This is a genomic window from Caldicellulosiruptor morganii, from assembly GCF_026810225.1.
In the GTDB taxonomy this organism is placed as follows: Bacteria; Bacillota; Thermoanaerobacteria; order Caldicellulosiruptorales; family Caldicellulosiruptoraceae; genus Caldicellulosiruptor; species Caldicellulosiruptor morganii.
The window spans coordinates 1,699,633-1,713,554 of record NZ_CP113865.1 but is presented as its reverse complement, the minus strand read 5'-3'; the positions used below and the strand labels follow the sequence as shown (position 1 = coordinate 1,713,554).

Below are 13,922 nucleotides of genomic sequence, written 5' to 3'. Positions count from 1 at the left end.
GTGCTTTGTCAATCATAAAAGATTACTCATTGTGGGAAGAAGGGCTCAGAAAGATTTTGTGGGCAAAGAGATTTATGCCAGTGCTTGATCAGATAAGAAAGGACTATATTGACAAAAAACCTCTGAGTGGTGTAAATGTTGCAATCTCGGTTCACCTTGAGGCAAAAACAGCAAATCTGGCACTGCTTTTGAAAGACCTTGGAGCAAATGTTTATGTGACAGGCTCAAACCCTCTGTCAACACAGGATGATGTTGCAGCAGCGCTTGTTCATGAAGGGGTTGAAGTCTTTGCAAAAAGAGGTGCAACCGAAGAAGAATATTTTTACCATCTTGAAAAGACGCTTGAAAATGATATTGAGCTGATAATAGACGATGGTGGCGATTTGACATATCTTCTTCACACAGAGCTTGAAAATCTTTCTGACAGGATAATGGGTGGGTGTGAGGAGACAACAACAGGGATAATCAGGCTAAAAGCATTAGAAAAAGAAGGAAAGTTAAAATTTCCTATGATTGCGGTCAATGATGCGTATTGCAAGCACCTTTTTGATAACAGGTACGGTACAGGACAGTCCACATGGGATGGGATTATGAGAACAACCAACATAACGGTTGCAGGAAAGCACGTTGTTGTTGCAGGGTATGGTTTTTGTGGCAAGGGCATTGCAAAAAGAGCTCAGGGACTTGGTGCCAGGGTAATAGTAACAGAGGTTGATCCTGTTAAAGCTTTGGAGGCGTATATGGACGGGTTTGATGTAATGAAGATGGAGGATGCAGCAAAGATAGGCGATATATTTATCACTGCAACAGGCTGCAGGGATGTGATAAGATATGAGCACATTTTGCAAATGAAAGATGGTGTGATTCTGGCAAATAGCGGGCATTTTAACGTTGAGATTGACATTGCAACACTTGAGGAAAAGGCGCTGAAAAAGTACGAGGCAAGAAAGAATATTCAGGGATATGTGCTTGAAAATGGCAGAGAGGTTTTTGTAATAGCAGAGGGAAGGCTTGTTAACCTTGCAGCTGCGGACGGACATCCGATTGAGATTATGGATATGTCATTTGCAATTCAGGCACTGTCAAGCATATACGTTGCGCAAAACCACGAAAAATTGGAGAGGAAAGTATATAATGTACCCGGGGAGATTGACAGGTTTGTTGCCGGGGTTAAATTAAAATCGCTGGGGATTGAGATAGATAGGCTTACATTTGATCAGGAAAAATACCTTGAAAGTTGGGAAGTGTAGATAGGATGGATATATTGATCAAAAATGCAACCATTATTACCTGCAATGCTCAGAATGAGGTTTTAAAAGGTGATATTCTTATAAGGAGTGGAAAGATTGCCAGGATAGCAGAAAATATAGATCTGCCTGTTTATGAAGCATCCAGTGTTAAAATCATTGAGGGCAAAAATTTGATAGCCTTGCCCGGGCTTATAAACGCACATACGCATTGCGGTCAGACAGTTTTGCGATCTTTTGCGGATGATATGCCCCTTTACGAGTGGCTGTTTGAAAAGATATTCCCGGCAGAAGAAAAGCTCACAAAAGAGATAGTTTATTTCTCTTCCCTTCTTGGTATTGCAGAAATGCTCAAAAGCGGCACAACAATGTTTTATGATATGTATTTTCATGAAGATATGACAGCAAAGGCTGTGCAGGCAACCGGAATAAAAGCAGTGCTCTCTCGAGGACTTCAGACAGATGAAAAAGAAAGTCTCAGGCTTGATGAAACCAGAGAGCTGATTTATAATTATTCAAGTGATAGAATCAAAGTATTTTTTGGACCGCACTCCATCTACACATGCTCATATGAGCTTTTGGAAAAGGTTGCACGGCTTGCACAGGAGTTTAAAACGGGTGTGATGATACATCTCAGCGAGTCAGAAAACGAAGTGAATACATGTTACGAAAGGTATGACATGTCGCCTGTGAAGCTGTGCAATCAGGCAGGGCTTTTTGATACAGTTTGCATAGCAGCACATTGCGTGTATGTGGATGATGAAGATATTGAAATCATGGCAGAAAAAGATGTATCATGTGTTTACAATCCGACCAGCAATCTTAAGCTTGGCAATGGCTTTGCACCTGTTTACAGTATGATAAGCTCTGGTGTAAATGTTGCAATAGGCACAGATTCGGCAGCAAGTAACAACAACCTGAATATGCTTGAAGAGATGCACATAGCATCTTTGCTTGAAAAGGGAGTTTACAGGCTGCCGGATATTTTAAACGCCCGGCAGATTCTGAAGATGGCAACAGCAAACGCAGCCATGGCAGCAGGTATAAATAACACCGGTGTTATTCAGGAAGGTTTTTGTGCTGATATAGTGCTTCTAAAAGCCGATGATATAAACATGCTGCCATGTTACAATCCGGTTTCCAATGTTGTTTACAGCAGCAATCCTTCCAATGTGTATGCTACAATAGTGGACGGGCAGATTCTTTACATGGATGGGAAGCTTTTTACTGTGGATGAAGAGGCTCTTGTAAAAGAGATAAAGAGCATAGAAAAGTATTTGAAGGAAGGTATTTAAAAAATCTTTTCAAGCCATGAAAGGAAGGACAGAAATTGCAGTATAAAAAGGCAACAAAAATAGCATTGCAGCTATTTGTAGTAACAGTTTTTACAAAACTGATAGGATTCATAAGAGAGGTAGCGTTTGGTGCAAGGTTTGGCACAAGCGTCAAAGCAGACGCTTTCCCGCTTGCACTTCAGCTTCCAAACATACTTTTTGCTTCTATTTTTGCTGCTTTTTCAACCTCATTTATACCTTTTTACACAGATATACGTGAAAAAAAAGGTGAGGATGAGGGAGTTAAATTTACAAACAGTGTGATAAATACCCTGCTTCTTGCCTCAAGCGTTGTTGCAATGCTGGGTTTTATTTTTTCAAGACAGCTTATTCAACTTCAGGTACACCACAGCAAAGAGCTTCAGATAATGTACGCATCAAGAGTTCTGAAGATCACAATCTTTATGATAATATTTACAAGCTCGGCAAATATACTTCAGGGTTTTTTGCAGGCAAACGGCAACTTTACAAAGCCGGTGCTATCAAGTATCCCGTTTAATCTGTCTATTTTTGTTGCCATATTTCTGTCATACTTTGAGCCGTTCAGGAAATTTGATATATATATAGTGGCGGTAGGATTTGTTGTTGGATATTTCTGGAGCCTTATTTATCAGCTTAACAATTCAAAAAAATATGGCTTTAAATTTTATCCTGTGCTGGGGCTGAAAGATGAGAACATAAAGAGGATGATAAAGTTTTCTTTCCCGGTGTTTCTGAGCAGCAGCATGGCACAGCTTTATACATTCATTGACAGATATCTTCTGACAGGGACATCAACCGGTGCTGTTGCGGCTGTTGCATATGCGGGGAAGCTGAACGATGTTGTGGTTGGAGTTTTTTCATCGTCAATTTCGGTTTTGGCATTTTCAACCCTTTCTAATTTGCAGGCAAAAGGGGATAAGGAGAATTTCAGAAAGTTCTTTGTCTCTGCTGTGAATTCAATTATTCTGATGATGATGCCATTTGCGATAGGTGGTGTAATTTTATCAAAAGAGATAACAAGGCTAATTTACCAGCGTGGAAATTTCACAATTGAGTCCACCATGCTTACTGCATCTCCACTTATGTTTTACTGTTTGGGCTTTGTAGGGCTTGGGGTTAGAGATATACTGAACAGAACGCTTTATGTTTTGAAAGATTCAAAAACAGCTGTGAAAAATGGCGTTATTGCTATTGTTTGCAATATTATACTTGATATAATATTTATTCATAAGTTCAAACACACCGGCGCTGCAATGGCATTTGCATCGGCAAACTACATTGCGGCTGTGTTGCTTTTTATTTCTCTCAGGAAAAAACTTGGTTCAATCGGCTGGAAAAGGATTGCAGGCGTGTTTTTAAAAGCGCTTGTTGCAAGCCTGGTAATGGGCGTGGTTGTGTATGTATTCAAACAGAAATTTATATATCTAACAATGCCATTCAAACACTTTGCCATCTACACCCTCTCAGGTGTTCTGCTTGGAATGGGGATATATGCAGGGCTTATATACCTTTTGAGAGTAGAAGAGGTAGGGTTTATTGTCAAAATGGTGCGAGAAAAATTTGGAATATAAAAACAACAGAAAGGGGAATGAGCTTTAAAATGGACATCGAACATCAACTGAAGGTTTTCAAAAAGGGTGCTGCTGAGATAATCACTGAAGAGGAGCTTGTTGAAAAACTGAAGCAGGACAGACCTTTGAATATAAAACTTGGGCTTGACCCGAACGTGCCGGATGTTCATCTTGGACATGCAGTTGTTCTGAGAAAGCTCAAACAGCTTCAGGATTTGGGGCACAACATAATCCTTATTATCGGTGATTTTACCGCTATGATAGGTGACCCGACGGGTAAGTCTGAGACAAGAAAGCAGCTTACAAAACAAGAGGTTCAAAAAAACGCTGAGCCGTTCAAGCAGCAGGTTTTGAAAATCCTTGACCCTCAGAAGACTACTGTTCGCTACAACAGCGAATGGCTTGAGCCTATGAACTTTCTTGATGTTATAAACCTGGCATCAAAATACACTGTTGCAAGAATGCTTGAGCGGGAGACATTTCGCCAGCGAATGGAAAAGAACCTGCCACTTTCAATACATGAGTTTTTCTACCCGCTTATGCAGGGGTATGATTCTGTTGTGATTGAAGCTGATGTTGAGCTTGGCGCAACAGAGCAGAAATTCAATATTTTGATGGGAAGAACTCTGCAGAGAGAATATGGTTGCAGGACCATTCAGGTTGCTCTTTTGATGCCAATTTTGGTTGGCACAGATGGTGTCAATAAAATGAGCAAAAGCCTTGGCAATTACATTGGTATAAACGAGCCGCCAAATGTGATGTATGGGAAAGTCATGTCAATTCCCGATGAGGTTATGATTTCATACTATGAGCTTGCAACTGACGTTGAGCCCGAAGAGATTGAGGAGATAAAAAGAAAGCTTGAAGAGGGGACTTTGCATCCAAGAGATGCAAAGATGAGACTTGCAAGGGAGATTGTAAAGCTTTACCATGGAGATGAGGCAGCAGCAAGAGCCGAAGAGGAGTTTATAAAGGTGTTCCAGAAAAAAGACATACCCGATGATATACCGGAAGTTGAGCTAAAAGATTCAAAGGTGTATCTGCCAAGGTTTATGGTTGAAAGAAAGCTTTGCTCATCGACAAGTGAGGGCATGAGACTTATCAAAAGCGGTGCTGTGAAGCTAAACGGTGAAAAAGTAAATCAGCTTGACATTGAGTTTCAAAATGGCGATGTTTTGCAGGTGGGTAAACTCAAGTTTGTAAAAATAAAGCTTTTGTGAGGGCAAAAACCTTCACAAAAGCTTTTTTGTTTTTTCACAGAATTGCATTATGTTTTTGTTAAAGCTTTACAAATTAAAAAAGTAATTTTAGTTAATTTACATATTGTTGTTGTTGTTGTTGTTGTTGTGCTATAATAAAAGTAAATTATTTACTAAAGAGGTGAGTTTAATTTGTAAAAGTATATTTGTGCAAAAGAAAAAGTTTTTAAAGATAACTTTATGAACTGAAAATACCAAAGAGTGAGAGGGGTGTGTTGATGAGTAGGATTATGCGGTATTTTCCAAAACTTTTGGTTTTATTTGTAGCATTTACATTGATAATTTGCTATAATGAGATTGTAAAAGCAAGAGAGATAGTAGAGCAGGAGAGTAATAACAGTTTTTCAACAGCAAATGCAATCAATTGTGGAGATTTTGTAAAGGGTTTGATTTATCAAACAACAAACCCTTCGCAGGATAAAGATTATTTCAAGGTATATTTGAAATCAGGCGATATTGTTTCAATAAGCCTTATAAATGCGCACGAGGCTGTAAATTACAACCTATATTTGTATAATTCCTCACAGAGTTTGGTAGCATCATCCACCAATTCAACCGGTAAGAACGAATTTATTCAATACACAGTTCCGAGCAATGGTTATTATTACGTTTTGGTATCAAGTGCATACGGGCATTCGGGTTCACATTATTATTATCTTCAGTTGATGAGATCATCAATTAATACAGCTAATGCAAATTCAGGTTATGATAGAGCGGCGGCTGTAAATTATGCGAAAAGCAACTATTCATACAAAGATAAGTACACATGCAGGGGCATCACATTTGCTAATTTTGCAAACGATGGAGGGGATTGTACAAATTTTGCCTCACAGGTATTGTTTGCAGGGTACATGAATATGATATATTCTTCGGCTTCTGGGATAGAAAGTAATACAAACTACTGGTTTTACCGGACACCAACAAACCGAAGTACAACATGGACGGGTGCAAATTATTTCAGGCAGCACTGGGGTAACTTTGATGGTTCAGGGTATAACAGAGCATATCAGGTGAGAATATATCCTGTGTGGTATGCAATTGAGAGATTCAGCAGTGTAGTGCTGGGGTTTTTAAAAGAGGGGGATATTGTTCAGCATGTACGGTATGATAACTGCGAAGCTTATCATTCACAGGTAATAGTCAGCAAGACATCAACAGACCTTTTATATGCACAGCATTCTGTATTACCGGAATATTTTGAATATGGTAGAAGTTTTATTGAATATTTGCAGAAGAAGACGACTCCAAAAAACTGGGTAATATTATACAGGGTAAGTTCAAAATAATGAGAAGAGAGGTGTGAGAGAAGATGAAAAGAAGAGCAGTTATAATGGTGCTGGTAGGAATATTTTTATTAAGTTTAACGGGTGCAGGAATTTTAGTAAAGAGAGTGAGTGCAGGAGCAGGAAGAGGAGTATCTGAAGGTGTGCAGAGAGTAGCACTGGCATCAGAGAATGGAGAGAGAGTGGATGAAGTGATTTATGGGAAAGGTGAAAGTCAGAATTTGACACAGGAGAGTCAGGGGGAAAGTGTGGAAGATGCTATATATGGTGACCCCACAGAGAGGTTTACTGATGAGCGAGTAAAGAAGATTTATGATATTATATTAGTTTCAAGTTCTGCATTAGCAGACTTTTATTATTCTGATTCTTGGAAGAGAACCTCTAAAGACATAGCAGAACATCCAGAAAAATATGATGAATTGTATATTCTTGAGTGGAAGAGCAGAGAGCAGCTTGCAATGGAAGCGATAAAGGTGTATGAAGAATTGATGAGAGAGCTTAGAGAAAATCCACAGAACTGGCGAGAAGTTTGGGAAAAGTATAAAAATTTTGAACTTGAATTTAGACCTAAGATATTGAATGTAGATTATGACTGGAGGATAAAAGAGAAGTGGTTTTTGAATAGTGAGGAAGGGAAGAGGCAGATGGAGGCTAATGGAATAAAGTTAGACAGAGCAGATGTTGAGATATGGAAGAGGGATTATGAAAAGATTCTGGAAAAGTCGAGGAAAGAGACAGAGAATATGTTGAGAAAGTATGCTAAAAAGATTGGTATAGAATACTGAGTGTAATATTTAGGAGAGCTTTTGTGAAGGCAAAAACCTTCACAAAAGCTTTTTTGTATTTGATTTTGTTGGATTGATTTAAGATATACAAAAATCAAAATATTGATTGAAGAGAAATTAGTTTTTATTGATATGTTACAGAGAAAACTGTTATAATAAAATAAAGCAGATTTTGTAAGATGTAAGTTTGTCAGATGGAGCTTTATGTAATGACAGGGGAATAATTTATTGGAAAAAGTTGGAAGTGAAATAGTTGCAGAATTGCAAACTGGGTAATATTATACAGGGTGAGTTCAAAATAATGAGAAAAGGCGGGTGAGAGAAGATGAAAAGAAGAGCAGTTATAATAGTGCTGGTAGGAATATTTTTATTAAGTTTAACAGGAGCAGGAATTTTGGTAAGCAGAGGGAGTGCAGGAGCAGGAAGAGGAGTATCTGAAGGTGTGCAGAAGATAGCACTGGCATCAGAGAATGGAGAGAGAGTGGATGAGGTGGTTTACGAAAAAGATGAAAGTCAGAGCTTGACACAGGAGAGTCAGGGTGAAAGTGTAGAAGATGCTATATACTGTGACCCTACAGAGAGGTTTACTGATGAGCGAGTAAAGAAGATTTATGATATAATTTCAGTTTCTTTAGGACCCATAGCTGATTATTATGAATCTGAGTTATATAAGAGAGAAAGCAAAGACATAGCAGAACATCCTGAGAATTACAGCAAATGGTATATACTTGACTTCAAGGCAAGAGAAGAGCTTGCAATGGAAGCAATAAGGGTGTATAGGGAATTGCTGAGGGAGCTTAGAGAAAATCCGCAGAGCTGGCGAGAAGTTTGGGAAAAGTATAAAAATTTTAAACTTGAATTCAGACCTAAGATATTGAATGTAGATTATGACTGGAGGATAAAAGAGAAGTGGTTTTTTGAGACAGAAGAGGGGAAGGTACATGCGAAGAGGAATGGTATAGACAGAGCAGATGTTGAGATATGGAAGAAGGATTATGAAAAGATTCTAGAAAAGTCGAGGAAAGAGACCGAGAATATGTTGAGAGAATTTGCTAAAAAGATTGGTATAGAATACTGAGAGCACTGCTTAATTAGAGCTTTTGTGAGGGCAAAAACCTTCGCAAAAGCTTTTTTGTATTTGATGTTGTTGGATTGATTTAAGATATACAAAAATCAAAATATTGATTGAAGAGAAATTAGTTTTTATTGATATGTTACAGAGAAAACTGTTATAATAAAATAAAGCAGATTTTGTAAGATGTAAGTTTGTCAGATGGAGCTTTATGTAATGACAGGGGAATAATTTATTGGAAAAAGTTGGAAGTGAAATAGTTGCAGAATTGCAAACTGGGTAATATTATACAGGGTGAGTTCAAAATAATGAGAAGAGAGGTGTGAGAGAAGATGAAAAGAAGAGCAGTTATAATGGTGCTGGTAGGAATATTTTTATTAAGTTTAACGGGTGCAGGAATTTTAGTAAAGAGAGGGAGTGCAGGAGCAGGAAGAGGAGTATCTGAAGGTGTGCAGAAGATAGCACTGGCATCCGAGAATGGAGAGAGAGTGGATGAGGTGGTTTACGAAAAAGATGAAAGTCAGAGCTTGACACAGAAGAGTCAGGGTGAAAGTGTGGAAGATGCTATATATGGTGACCCTACAGAGAAGTTTACTGATGAGCGAGTAAAGAAGATTTATGATATCATATTAGTTTCAAGTTCTGCATTAGCAGACTTTTATTATTCTGATTCTTGGAAGAGAACCTCTAAAGACATAGCAGAACATCCAGAAAAATATGATGAATTGTATATTCTTGAGTGGAAGAGCAGAGAGCAGCTTGCAATGGAAGCGATAAAGGTATACAGGGAATTGATGAGGGAGCTTAGAGAAAATCCACAGAGCTGGAGAGAAGTTTGGGAAAAGTATAAAGAGTTTGAACTTGACAACAGACCAAAGTATTTTAATGTGAGATATGACTGGAGGATAAAGGAGGAGTGGTTTTTGAATAGTGAGGAAGGGAAGAGGCAGATGGAGGCTAATGGAATAAAGTTAGACAGAGCAGATGTTGAGAAGTGGAAGAAGGATTATGAAGAGATTCTGGAAAAATCGAGGAAAGAGACAGAGAATATGTTGAGAGAATTTGCTAAAAAGATTGGTATAGAATACTGAGAGCACTGCTTAATTAGAGCTTTTGTGAGGGCAAAAACCTTCGCAAAAGCTTTTTTGTTTTTTCACAGAATTGCATTATGTTTTTGTTAAAGCTTTACAAATTAAAAAAGTAATTTTAGTTAATTTACATATTGTTGTTGTTGTTGTTGTTGTTGTGCTATAATAAAAGTAAATTATTTACTAAAGAGGTGAGTTTAATTTGTAAAAGTATATTTGTGCAAAAGAAAAAGTTTTTAAAGATAACTTTATAAACTGAAAATACCAAAGAGTGAGAGGGGTGTGTTGATGAGTAGGATTATGCGGTATTTTCCAAAATTTTTGATTTTATTTGTAGCATTTACATTGATAATTTGCTATAATGAGATTGTAAAAGCAAGAGAGATAGTAGAGCAGGAGAGTAATAACAGTTTTTCAACAGCAAATGCAATCAATTGTGGAGATTTTGTAAAGGGTTTGATTTATCAAACAACAAACCCTTCGCAGGATAAAGATTATTTCAGGGTATATTTGAAATCAGGTGATATTGTTTCGATAAGCCTTATCAATGCGCACGAGGCTGTAAATTACAACCTATATTTGTATAATTCCTCACAGAGTTTGGTAGCATCATCCACCAATTCAACCGGTAAGAACGAATTTATTCAGTATACAGTTCCGAGCAATGGTTATTATTACGTTTTGGTATCAAGTGCATACGGGCATTCGGGTTCACATAATTATTATCTTCAGTTGATGAGATCATCAATTAATACAGCTAATGCAAATTCAGGTTATGATAGAGCGGCGGCTGTAAATTATGCGAAAAGCAACTATTCATACCAAAATACTTACACATGCAGGGGCATTACATTTGCTAATTTTGCAAACTATGGAGGAGATTGTACAAATTTTGCCTCACAGGTATTGTTTGCAGGGTACATGAATATGATATATTCTTCGTCTTCTGGGATAGAAAGTAATACAAACTACTGGTTTTACCGTACATCAACAAACCGAAGTACAACATGGACGGGTGCAAATTATTTCAGGCAGCACTGGGGTAACTTTGATGGTTCAGGGTATAACAGAGCATATCAAATTAGAATATATCCTGTGTGGTATGCAATTGAGAGATTCAGCAGTGTAGTGCTTGGCTTTTTAAAAGAGGGAGATATTGTTCAGCATGTAGGTTATTCTGATAACATAGCTTATCATTCACAGGTAATAGTCAGCAAGACATCAACAGACCTTTTATATGCACAGCATTCTGTTTCATCGGACGATTTTGTATATGGTAGAAGTTTTATTGAATATTTGCAGCAAAGGACGACTCCAAAAAACTGGGTAATATTATACAGGGTAAGTTCAAAATAATGAGAAGAGAGGTGTGAGAGAAGATGAAAAGAAGAGCAGTTATAATGGTGCTGGTAGGAATATTTTTATTAAGTTTAACGGGTGCAGGAATTTTAGTAAAGAGAGTGAGTGCAGGAGCAGGAAGAGGAGTATCTGAAGGTGTGCAGAGAGTAGCACTGGCATCAGAGAATGGAGAGAGAGTGGATGAGGTGGTTTACGAAAAAGATGAAAGTCAGAGCTTGACACAGAAGAGTCAGATTGAAAGTGAAGATGATATTATTCCTTTGTTTGGTAATTCGATAGATAAACTTACTGACAAGAGAATAAGGAAATTATATGGCATTATTGGAAATGGATGCTCTGCTTTAGCTGATTATTATGAATCCGGGTATTACAAAGAGAAGAGCAAAGACATAGCAGAACATCCTGAGAATTACAGCAAATTGTATATACTTGAATTCAGGGCAGAAGAGCAGCTTGCAATGGAAGCAATAAGGGTGTATAGGGAATTGATGAGAGAGCTTAGAGAAAATCCACAGAACTGGCGAGAAGTTTGGGAAAAGTATAAAGAGTTTGAACTTGACAACAGACCAAAGTATTTTAATGTAGATTATGACTGGAGGATAAAGGAGAAGTGGTTTTTTGAGACAGAAGAGGGGAAGGTACATGCGAAGAGGAATGGTATAGACAGAGCAGATGTTGAGAAGTGGAAGAAGGATTATGAAAAGATTCTGGAAAAGTCGAGGAAAGAGACAGAGAATATGTTGAGAAAGTTTGCTAAAAAGATTGGTATAGAATACTAAGAGCACTGCTTAATTAGAGCTTTTGTGAGGGGAAAAACCTTCGCAAAAGCTTTTGATTTTGTTGGATTGATTTAAGATATACAAAAATCAAAATATTGATTGAAGAGAAATTAGTTTTTATTGATATGTTACAGAGAAAACTGTTATAATAAAATAAAGCAGGTTTTGTAAGATGTAAGTTTGTCAGATGAAGCTTTATGTAGTGATAGGGGAATAATTTATTGGGAAAAGTTAAAAGTGAAGCAGCTGCAGAATTGCAAAAAGGATTATTTTATACAGGGTAAGTTCAAAATAATGAGAAGAGAGGTGTGAGAGAAGATGAAAAGAAGAGCAGTTATAATGGTGCTGGTAGGAATATTTTTATTAAGTTTAACGGGTGCAGGAATTTTAGTAAAGAGAGTGAGTGCAGGAGCAGGAAGAGGAGTATCTGAAGGTGTGCAGAGAGTAGCACTGGCATCAGAGAATGGAGAGAGAGTGGATGAGGTGGTTTACGAAAAAGATGAAAGTCAGAATTTGACACAGGAGAGTCAGGGGGAAAGTGTGGAAGATGCTATATATGGTGACCCCACAGAGAGGTTTACTGATGAGCGGGTAAAGAAGATTTATGATATAATTTCAGTTTCTTTAGGACCCATAGCTGATTATTATGAATCCGGGTATTACAAAGAGAAGAGCAAAGATATAGCAGAACATCCTGAGAATTACAGCAAATTGTATATACTTGAATTCAAGGCAAAAGAGCAGCTTGCAATGGAAGCAATAAGGGTGTATAGGGAATTGCTGAGGGAGCTTAGAGAAAATCCACAGAGCTGGCGAGAAGTTTGGGAAAAGTATAAAGAGTTTACACTTGACATTAGACCGAAGTATTTTAATGTAGATTATGATTGGAGGATAAAGGAGGAGTGGTTTTTGAATAGTGAGGAAGGGAAGAGGCAGATGGAGGCTAATGGAATAAAGTTAGACAGAGCGGATGTTGAGATATGGAAGAGGGATTATGAAAAGATTCTGGAAAAGTCGAGGAGAGAGACAGAGAATATGTTGAGAGAGTTTGCTAAAAAGATTGGTATAGAATACTGAGTGTAATATTTAGGAGAGCTTTTGTGAGGGCAAAAACCTTCACAAAAGCTTTTTTGTATTTGATTTTGTTGGATTGATTTAAGATATACAAAAATCAAAATATTGATTGAAGAGAAATTAGTTTTTATTGATATGTTACAGAGAAGCTGTTATAATAAAATAAAGCAGATTTTGTAAGATGTAAGTTTGTCAGATGAAGCTTTATGTAATGGCAGGGGAATAATTTATTGGAAAAAGTTGAAAGTGAAATAGTTGCAGAATTGCAAACTGGGTAATATTATACAGGGTAAGTTCAAAATAATGAGAAGAGAGGTGTGAGAGAAGATGAAAAGAAGAGTGGTTATAATGGTGCTGGTAGGAATATTTTTATTAAGTTTAACAGGAGCAGGAATTTTGCTAAACAGAGGGAGTGCAGGAGCAGGAAGAGGAGTATCTGAAGGTGTGCAGAAGATAGCACTGGCATCCGAGAATGGAGAGAGAGTGGATGAGGTGGTTTACGAAAAAGATGAAAGTCAGAGCTTGACACAGAAGAGTCAGATTGAAAGTGAAGATGATATTATTCCTTTATTTGGTAATTCGATAGATAAACTTACTGACAAGAGAATAAGGAAATTATATGGCATTATTGGAAATGGATGCTCTGCTTTAGCTGATTATTATGAATCCGGGTATTACAAAGAGAAGAGCAAAGACATAGCAGAGCATCCTGAGAATTATAGCAAATGGTATATACTTGACTTCAAGGCAAGAGAAGAGCTTGCAATGGAAGCGATAAAGGTGTATAGGGAATTGCTGAGGGAGCTTAGAGAAAATCCACAGAACTGGCGAGAAGTTTGGGAAAAGTATAAAGAGTTTGAACTTGACAACAGACCAAAGTATTTTAATGTGAGATATGACTGGAGGATAAAGGAGAAGTGGTTTTTTGAGACAGACGAGGGAAAGGTACATGCGAAGAGGAATGGTATAGACAGAGCGGATGTTGAGATATGGAAGAAAGATTATGAAGAGATTCTGGAAAAGTCGAGGAAAGAGACAGAGAATATGTTGAGAGAGTTTGCTAAAAAGATTGGTATAGAATACTGAGAG

The 13,922-nt window shown here is 37.6% G+C and carries 12 protein-coding genes; all 12 read left to right on the top strand.

Annotation, left to right across the window (positions count from 1 at the left end; all coding sequences use genetic code 11):
* Positions 1-5: 5 nt before the first annotated feature.
* Entirely contained in the window at positions 6-1,250 is a 1,245-nt protein-coding gene (locus OTK00_RS08515; RefSeq protein WP_045169866.1) for an adenosylhomocysteinase, read from the top strand.
* A 5-nt stretch (positions 1,251-1,255) separates the two neighbouring features.
* Positions 1,256-2,542, top strand: a complete 1,287-nt coding sequence (locus tag OTK00_RS08510) for an amidohydrolase (RefSeq protein ID WP_045169865.1) — start codon at positions 1,256-1,258, stop codon at positions 2,540-2,542.
* A gap of 35 nt (positions 2,543-2,577) precedes the next feature.
* Positions 2,578-4,134 (top strand): murein biosynthesis integral membrane protein MurJ, encoded by a 1,557-nt coding sequence (murJ, locus tag OTK00_RS08505; RefSeq protein ID WP_045169864.1) that lies wholly within the window; start codon positions 2,578-2,580, stop codon positions 4,132-4,134.
* 29 nt (positions 4,135-4,163) lie between these two features.
* Complete coding sequence (gene tyrS, locus OTK00_RS08500; RefSeq protein ID WP_045169863.1) at positions 4,164-5,354, top strand: tyrosine--tRNA ligase; 1,191 nt, start codon at positions 4,164-4,166, stop codon at positions 5,352-5,354.
* A 257-nt stretch (positions 5,355-5,611) separates the two neighbouring features.
* On the top strand, positions 5,612-6,679 hold the full coding sequence (locus tag OTK00_RS08495) for an amidase domain-containing protein (protein WP_045169862.1): 1,068 nt from the start codon (positions 5,612-5,614) through the stop codon (positions 6,677-6,679).
* Between the two features lie 23 nt (positions 6,680-6,702).
* Positions 6,703-7,461, top strand: a complete 759-nt coding sequence (locus OTK00_RS08490; RefSeq protein WP_045169861.1) for a hypothetical protein — start codon at positions 6,703-6,705, stop codon at positions 7,459-7,461.
* A 325-nt stretch (positions 7,462-7,786) separates the two neighbouring features.
* A complete protein-coding gene (locus tag OTK00_RS08485; RefSeq protein WP_045169860.1) occupies positions 7,787-8,539 on the top strand; it encodes a hypothetical protein in 753 nt (250 codons plus the stop codon).
* Positions 8,540-8,865: 326 nt separating this feature from the next.
* Complete coding sequence (locus OTK00_RS08480; protein ID WP_045169859.1) at positions 8,866-9,624, top strand: hypothetical protein; 759 nt, start codon at positions 8,866-8,868, stop codon at positions 9,622-9,624.
* A gap of 285 nt (positions 9,625-9,909) precedes the next feature.
* Complete coding sequence (locus tag OTK00_RS08475) at positions 9,910-10,977, top strand: amidase domain-containing protein (RefSeq protein ID WP_045169858.1); 1,068 nt, start codon at positions 9,910-9,912, stop codon at positions 10,975-10,977.
* 23 nt (positions 10,978-11,000) lie between these two features.
* A complete protein-coding gene (locus tag OTK00_RS08470) occupies positions 11,001-11,759 on the top strand; it encodes a hypothetical protein (protein WP_045169857.1) in 759 nt (252 codons plus the stop codon).
* A gap of 318 nt (positions 11,760-12,077) precedes the next feature.
* On the top strand, positions 12,078-12,836 hold the full coding sequence (locus OTK00_RS08465) for a hypothetical protein (RefSeq protein WP_045169856.1): 759 nt from the start codon (positions 12,078-12,080) through the stop codon (positions 12,834-12,836).
* 324 nt (positions 12,837-13,160) lie between these two features.
* Complete coding sequence (locus OTK00_RS08460) at positions 13,161-13,919, top strand: hypothetical protein (protein ID WP_045169855.1); 759 nt, start codon at positions 13,161-13,163, stop codon at positions 13,917-13,919.
* Positions 13,920-13,922: the final 3 nt, after the last annotated feature.

Excerpts from the sequence above, each read along its gene's own strand:
- OTK00_RS08495 (WP_045169862.1), top strand. The coding sequence starts at position 5,612 with ATGAGTAGGATTATGCGGTATTTTCCAAAACTTTTGGTTTTATTTGTA.
- OTK00_RS08490 (WP_045169861.1), top strand. The coding sequence starts at position 6,703 with ATGAAAAGAAGAGCAGTTATAATGGTGCTGGTAGGAATATTTTTATTA.
- OTK00_RS08510 (WP_045169865.1), top strand. The coding sequence starts at position 1,256 with ATGGATATATTGATCAAAAATGCAACCATTATTACCTGCAATGCTCAG.
- OTK00_RS08470 (WP_045169857.1), top strand. The coding sequence starts at position 11,001 with ATGAAAAGAAGAGCAGTTATAATGGTGCTGGTAGGAATATTTTTATTA.
- OTK00_RS08465 (WP_045169856.1), top strand. The coding sequence starts at position 12,078 with ATGAAAAGAAGAGCAGTTATAATGGTGCTGGTAGGAATATTTTTATTA.
- tyrS (WP_045169863.1), top strand. The coding sequence starts at position 4,164 with ATGGACATCGAACATCAACTGAAGGTTTTCAAAAAGGGTGCTGCTGAG.
- OTK00_RS08460 (WP_045169855.1), top strand. The coding sequence starts at position 13,161 with ATGAAAAGAAGAGTGGTTATAATGGTGCTGGTAGGAATATTTTTATTA.
- OTK00_RS08485 (WP_045169860.1), top strand. The coding sequence starts at position 7,787 with ATGAAAAGAAGAGCAGTTATAATAGTGCTGGTAGGAATATTTTTATTA.
- OTK00_RS08475 (WP_045169858.1), top strand. The coding sequence starts at position 9,910 with ATGAGTAGGATTATGCGGTATTTTCCAAAATTTTTGATTTTATTTGTA.
- OTK00_RS08480 (WP_045169859.1), top strand. The coding sequence starts at position 8,866 with ATGAAAAGAAGAGCAGTTATAATGGTGCTGGTAGGAATATTTTTATTA.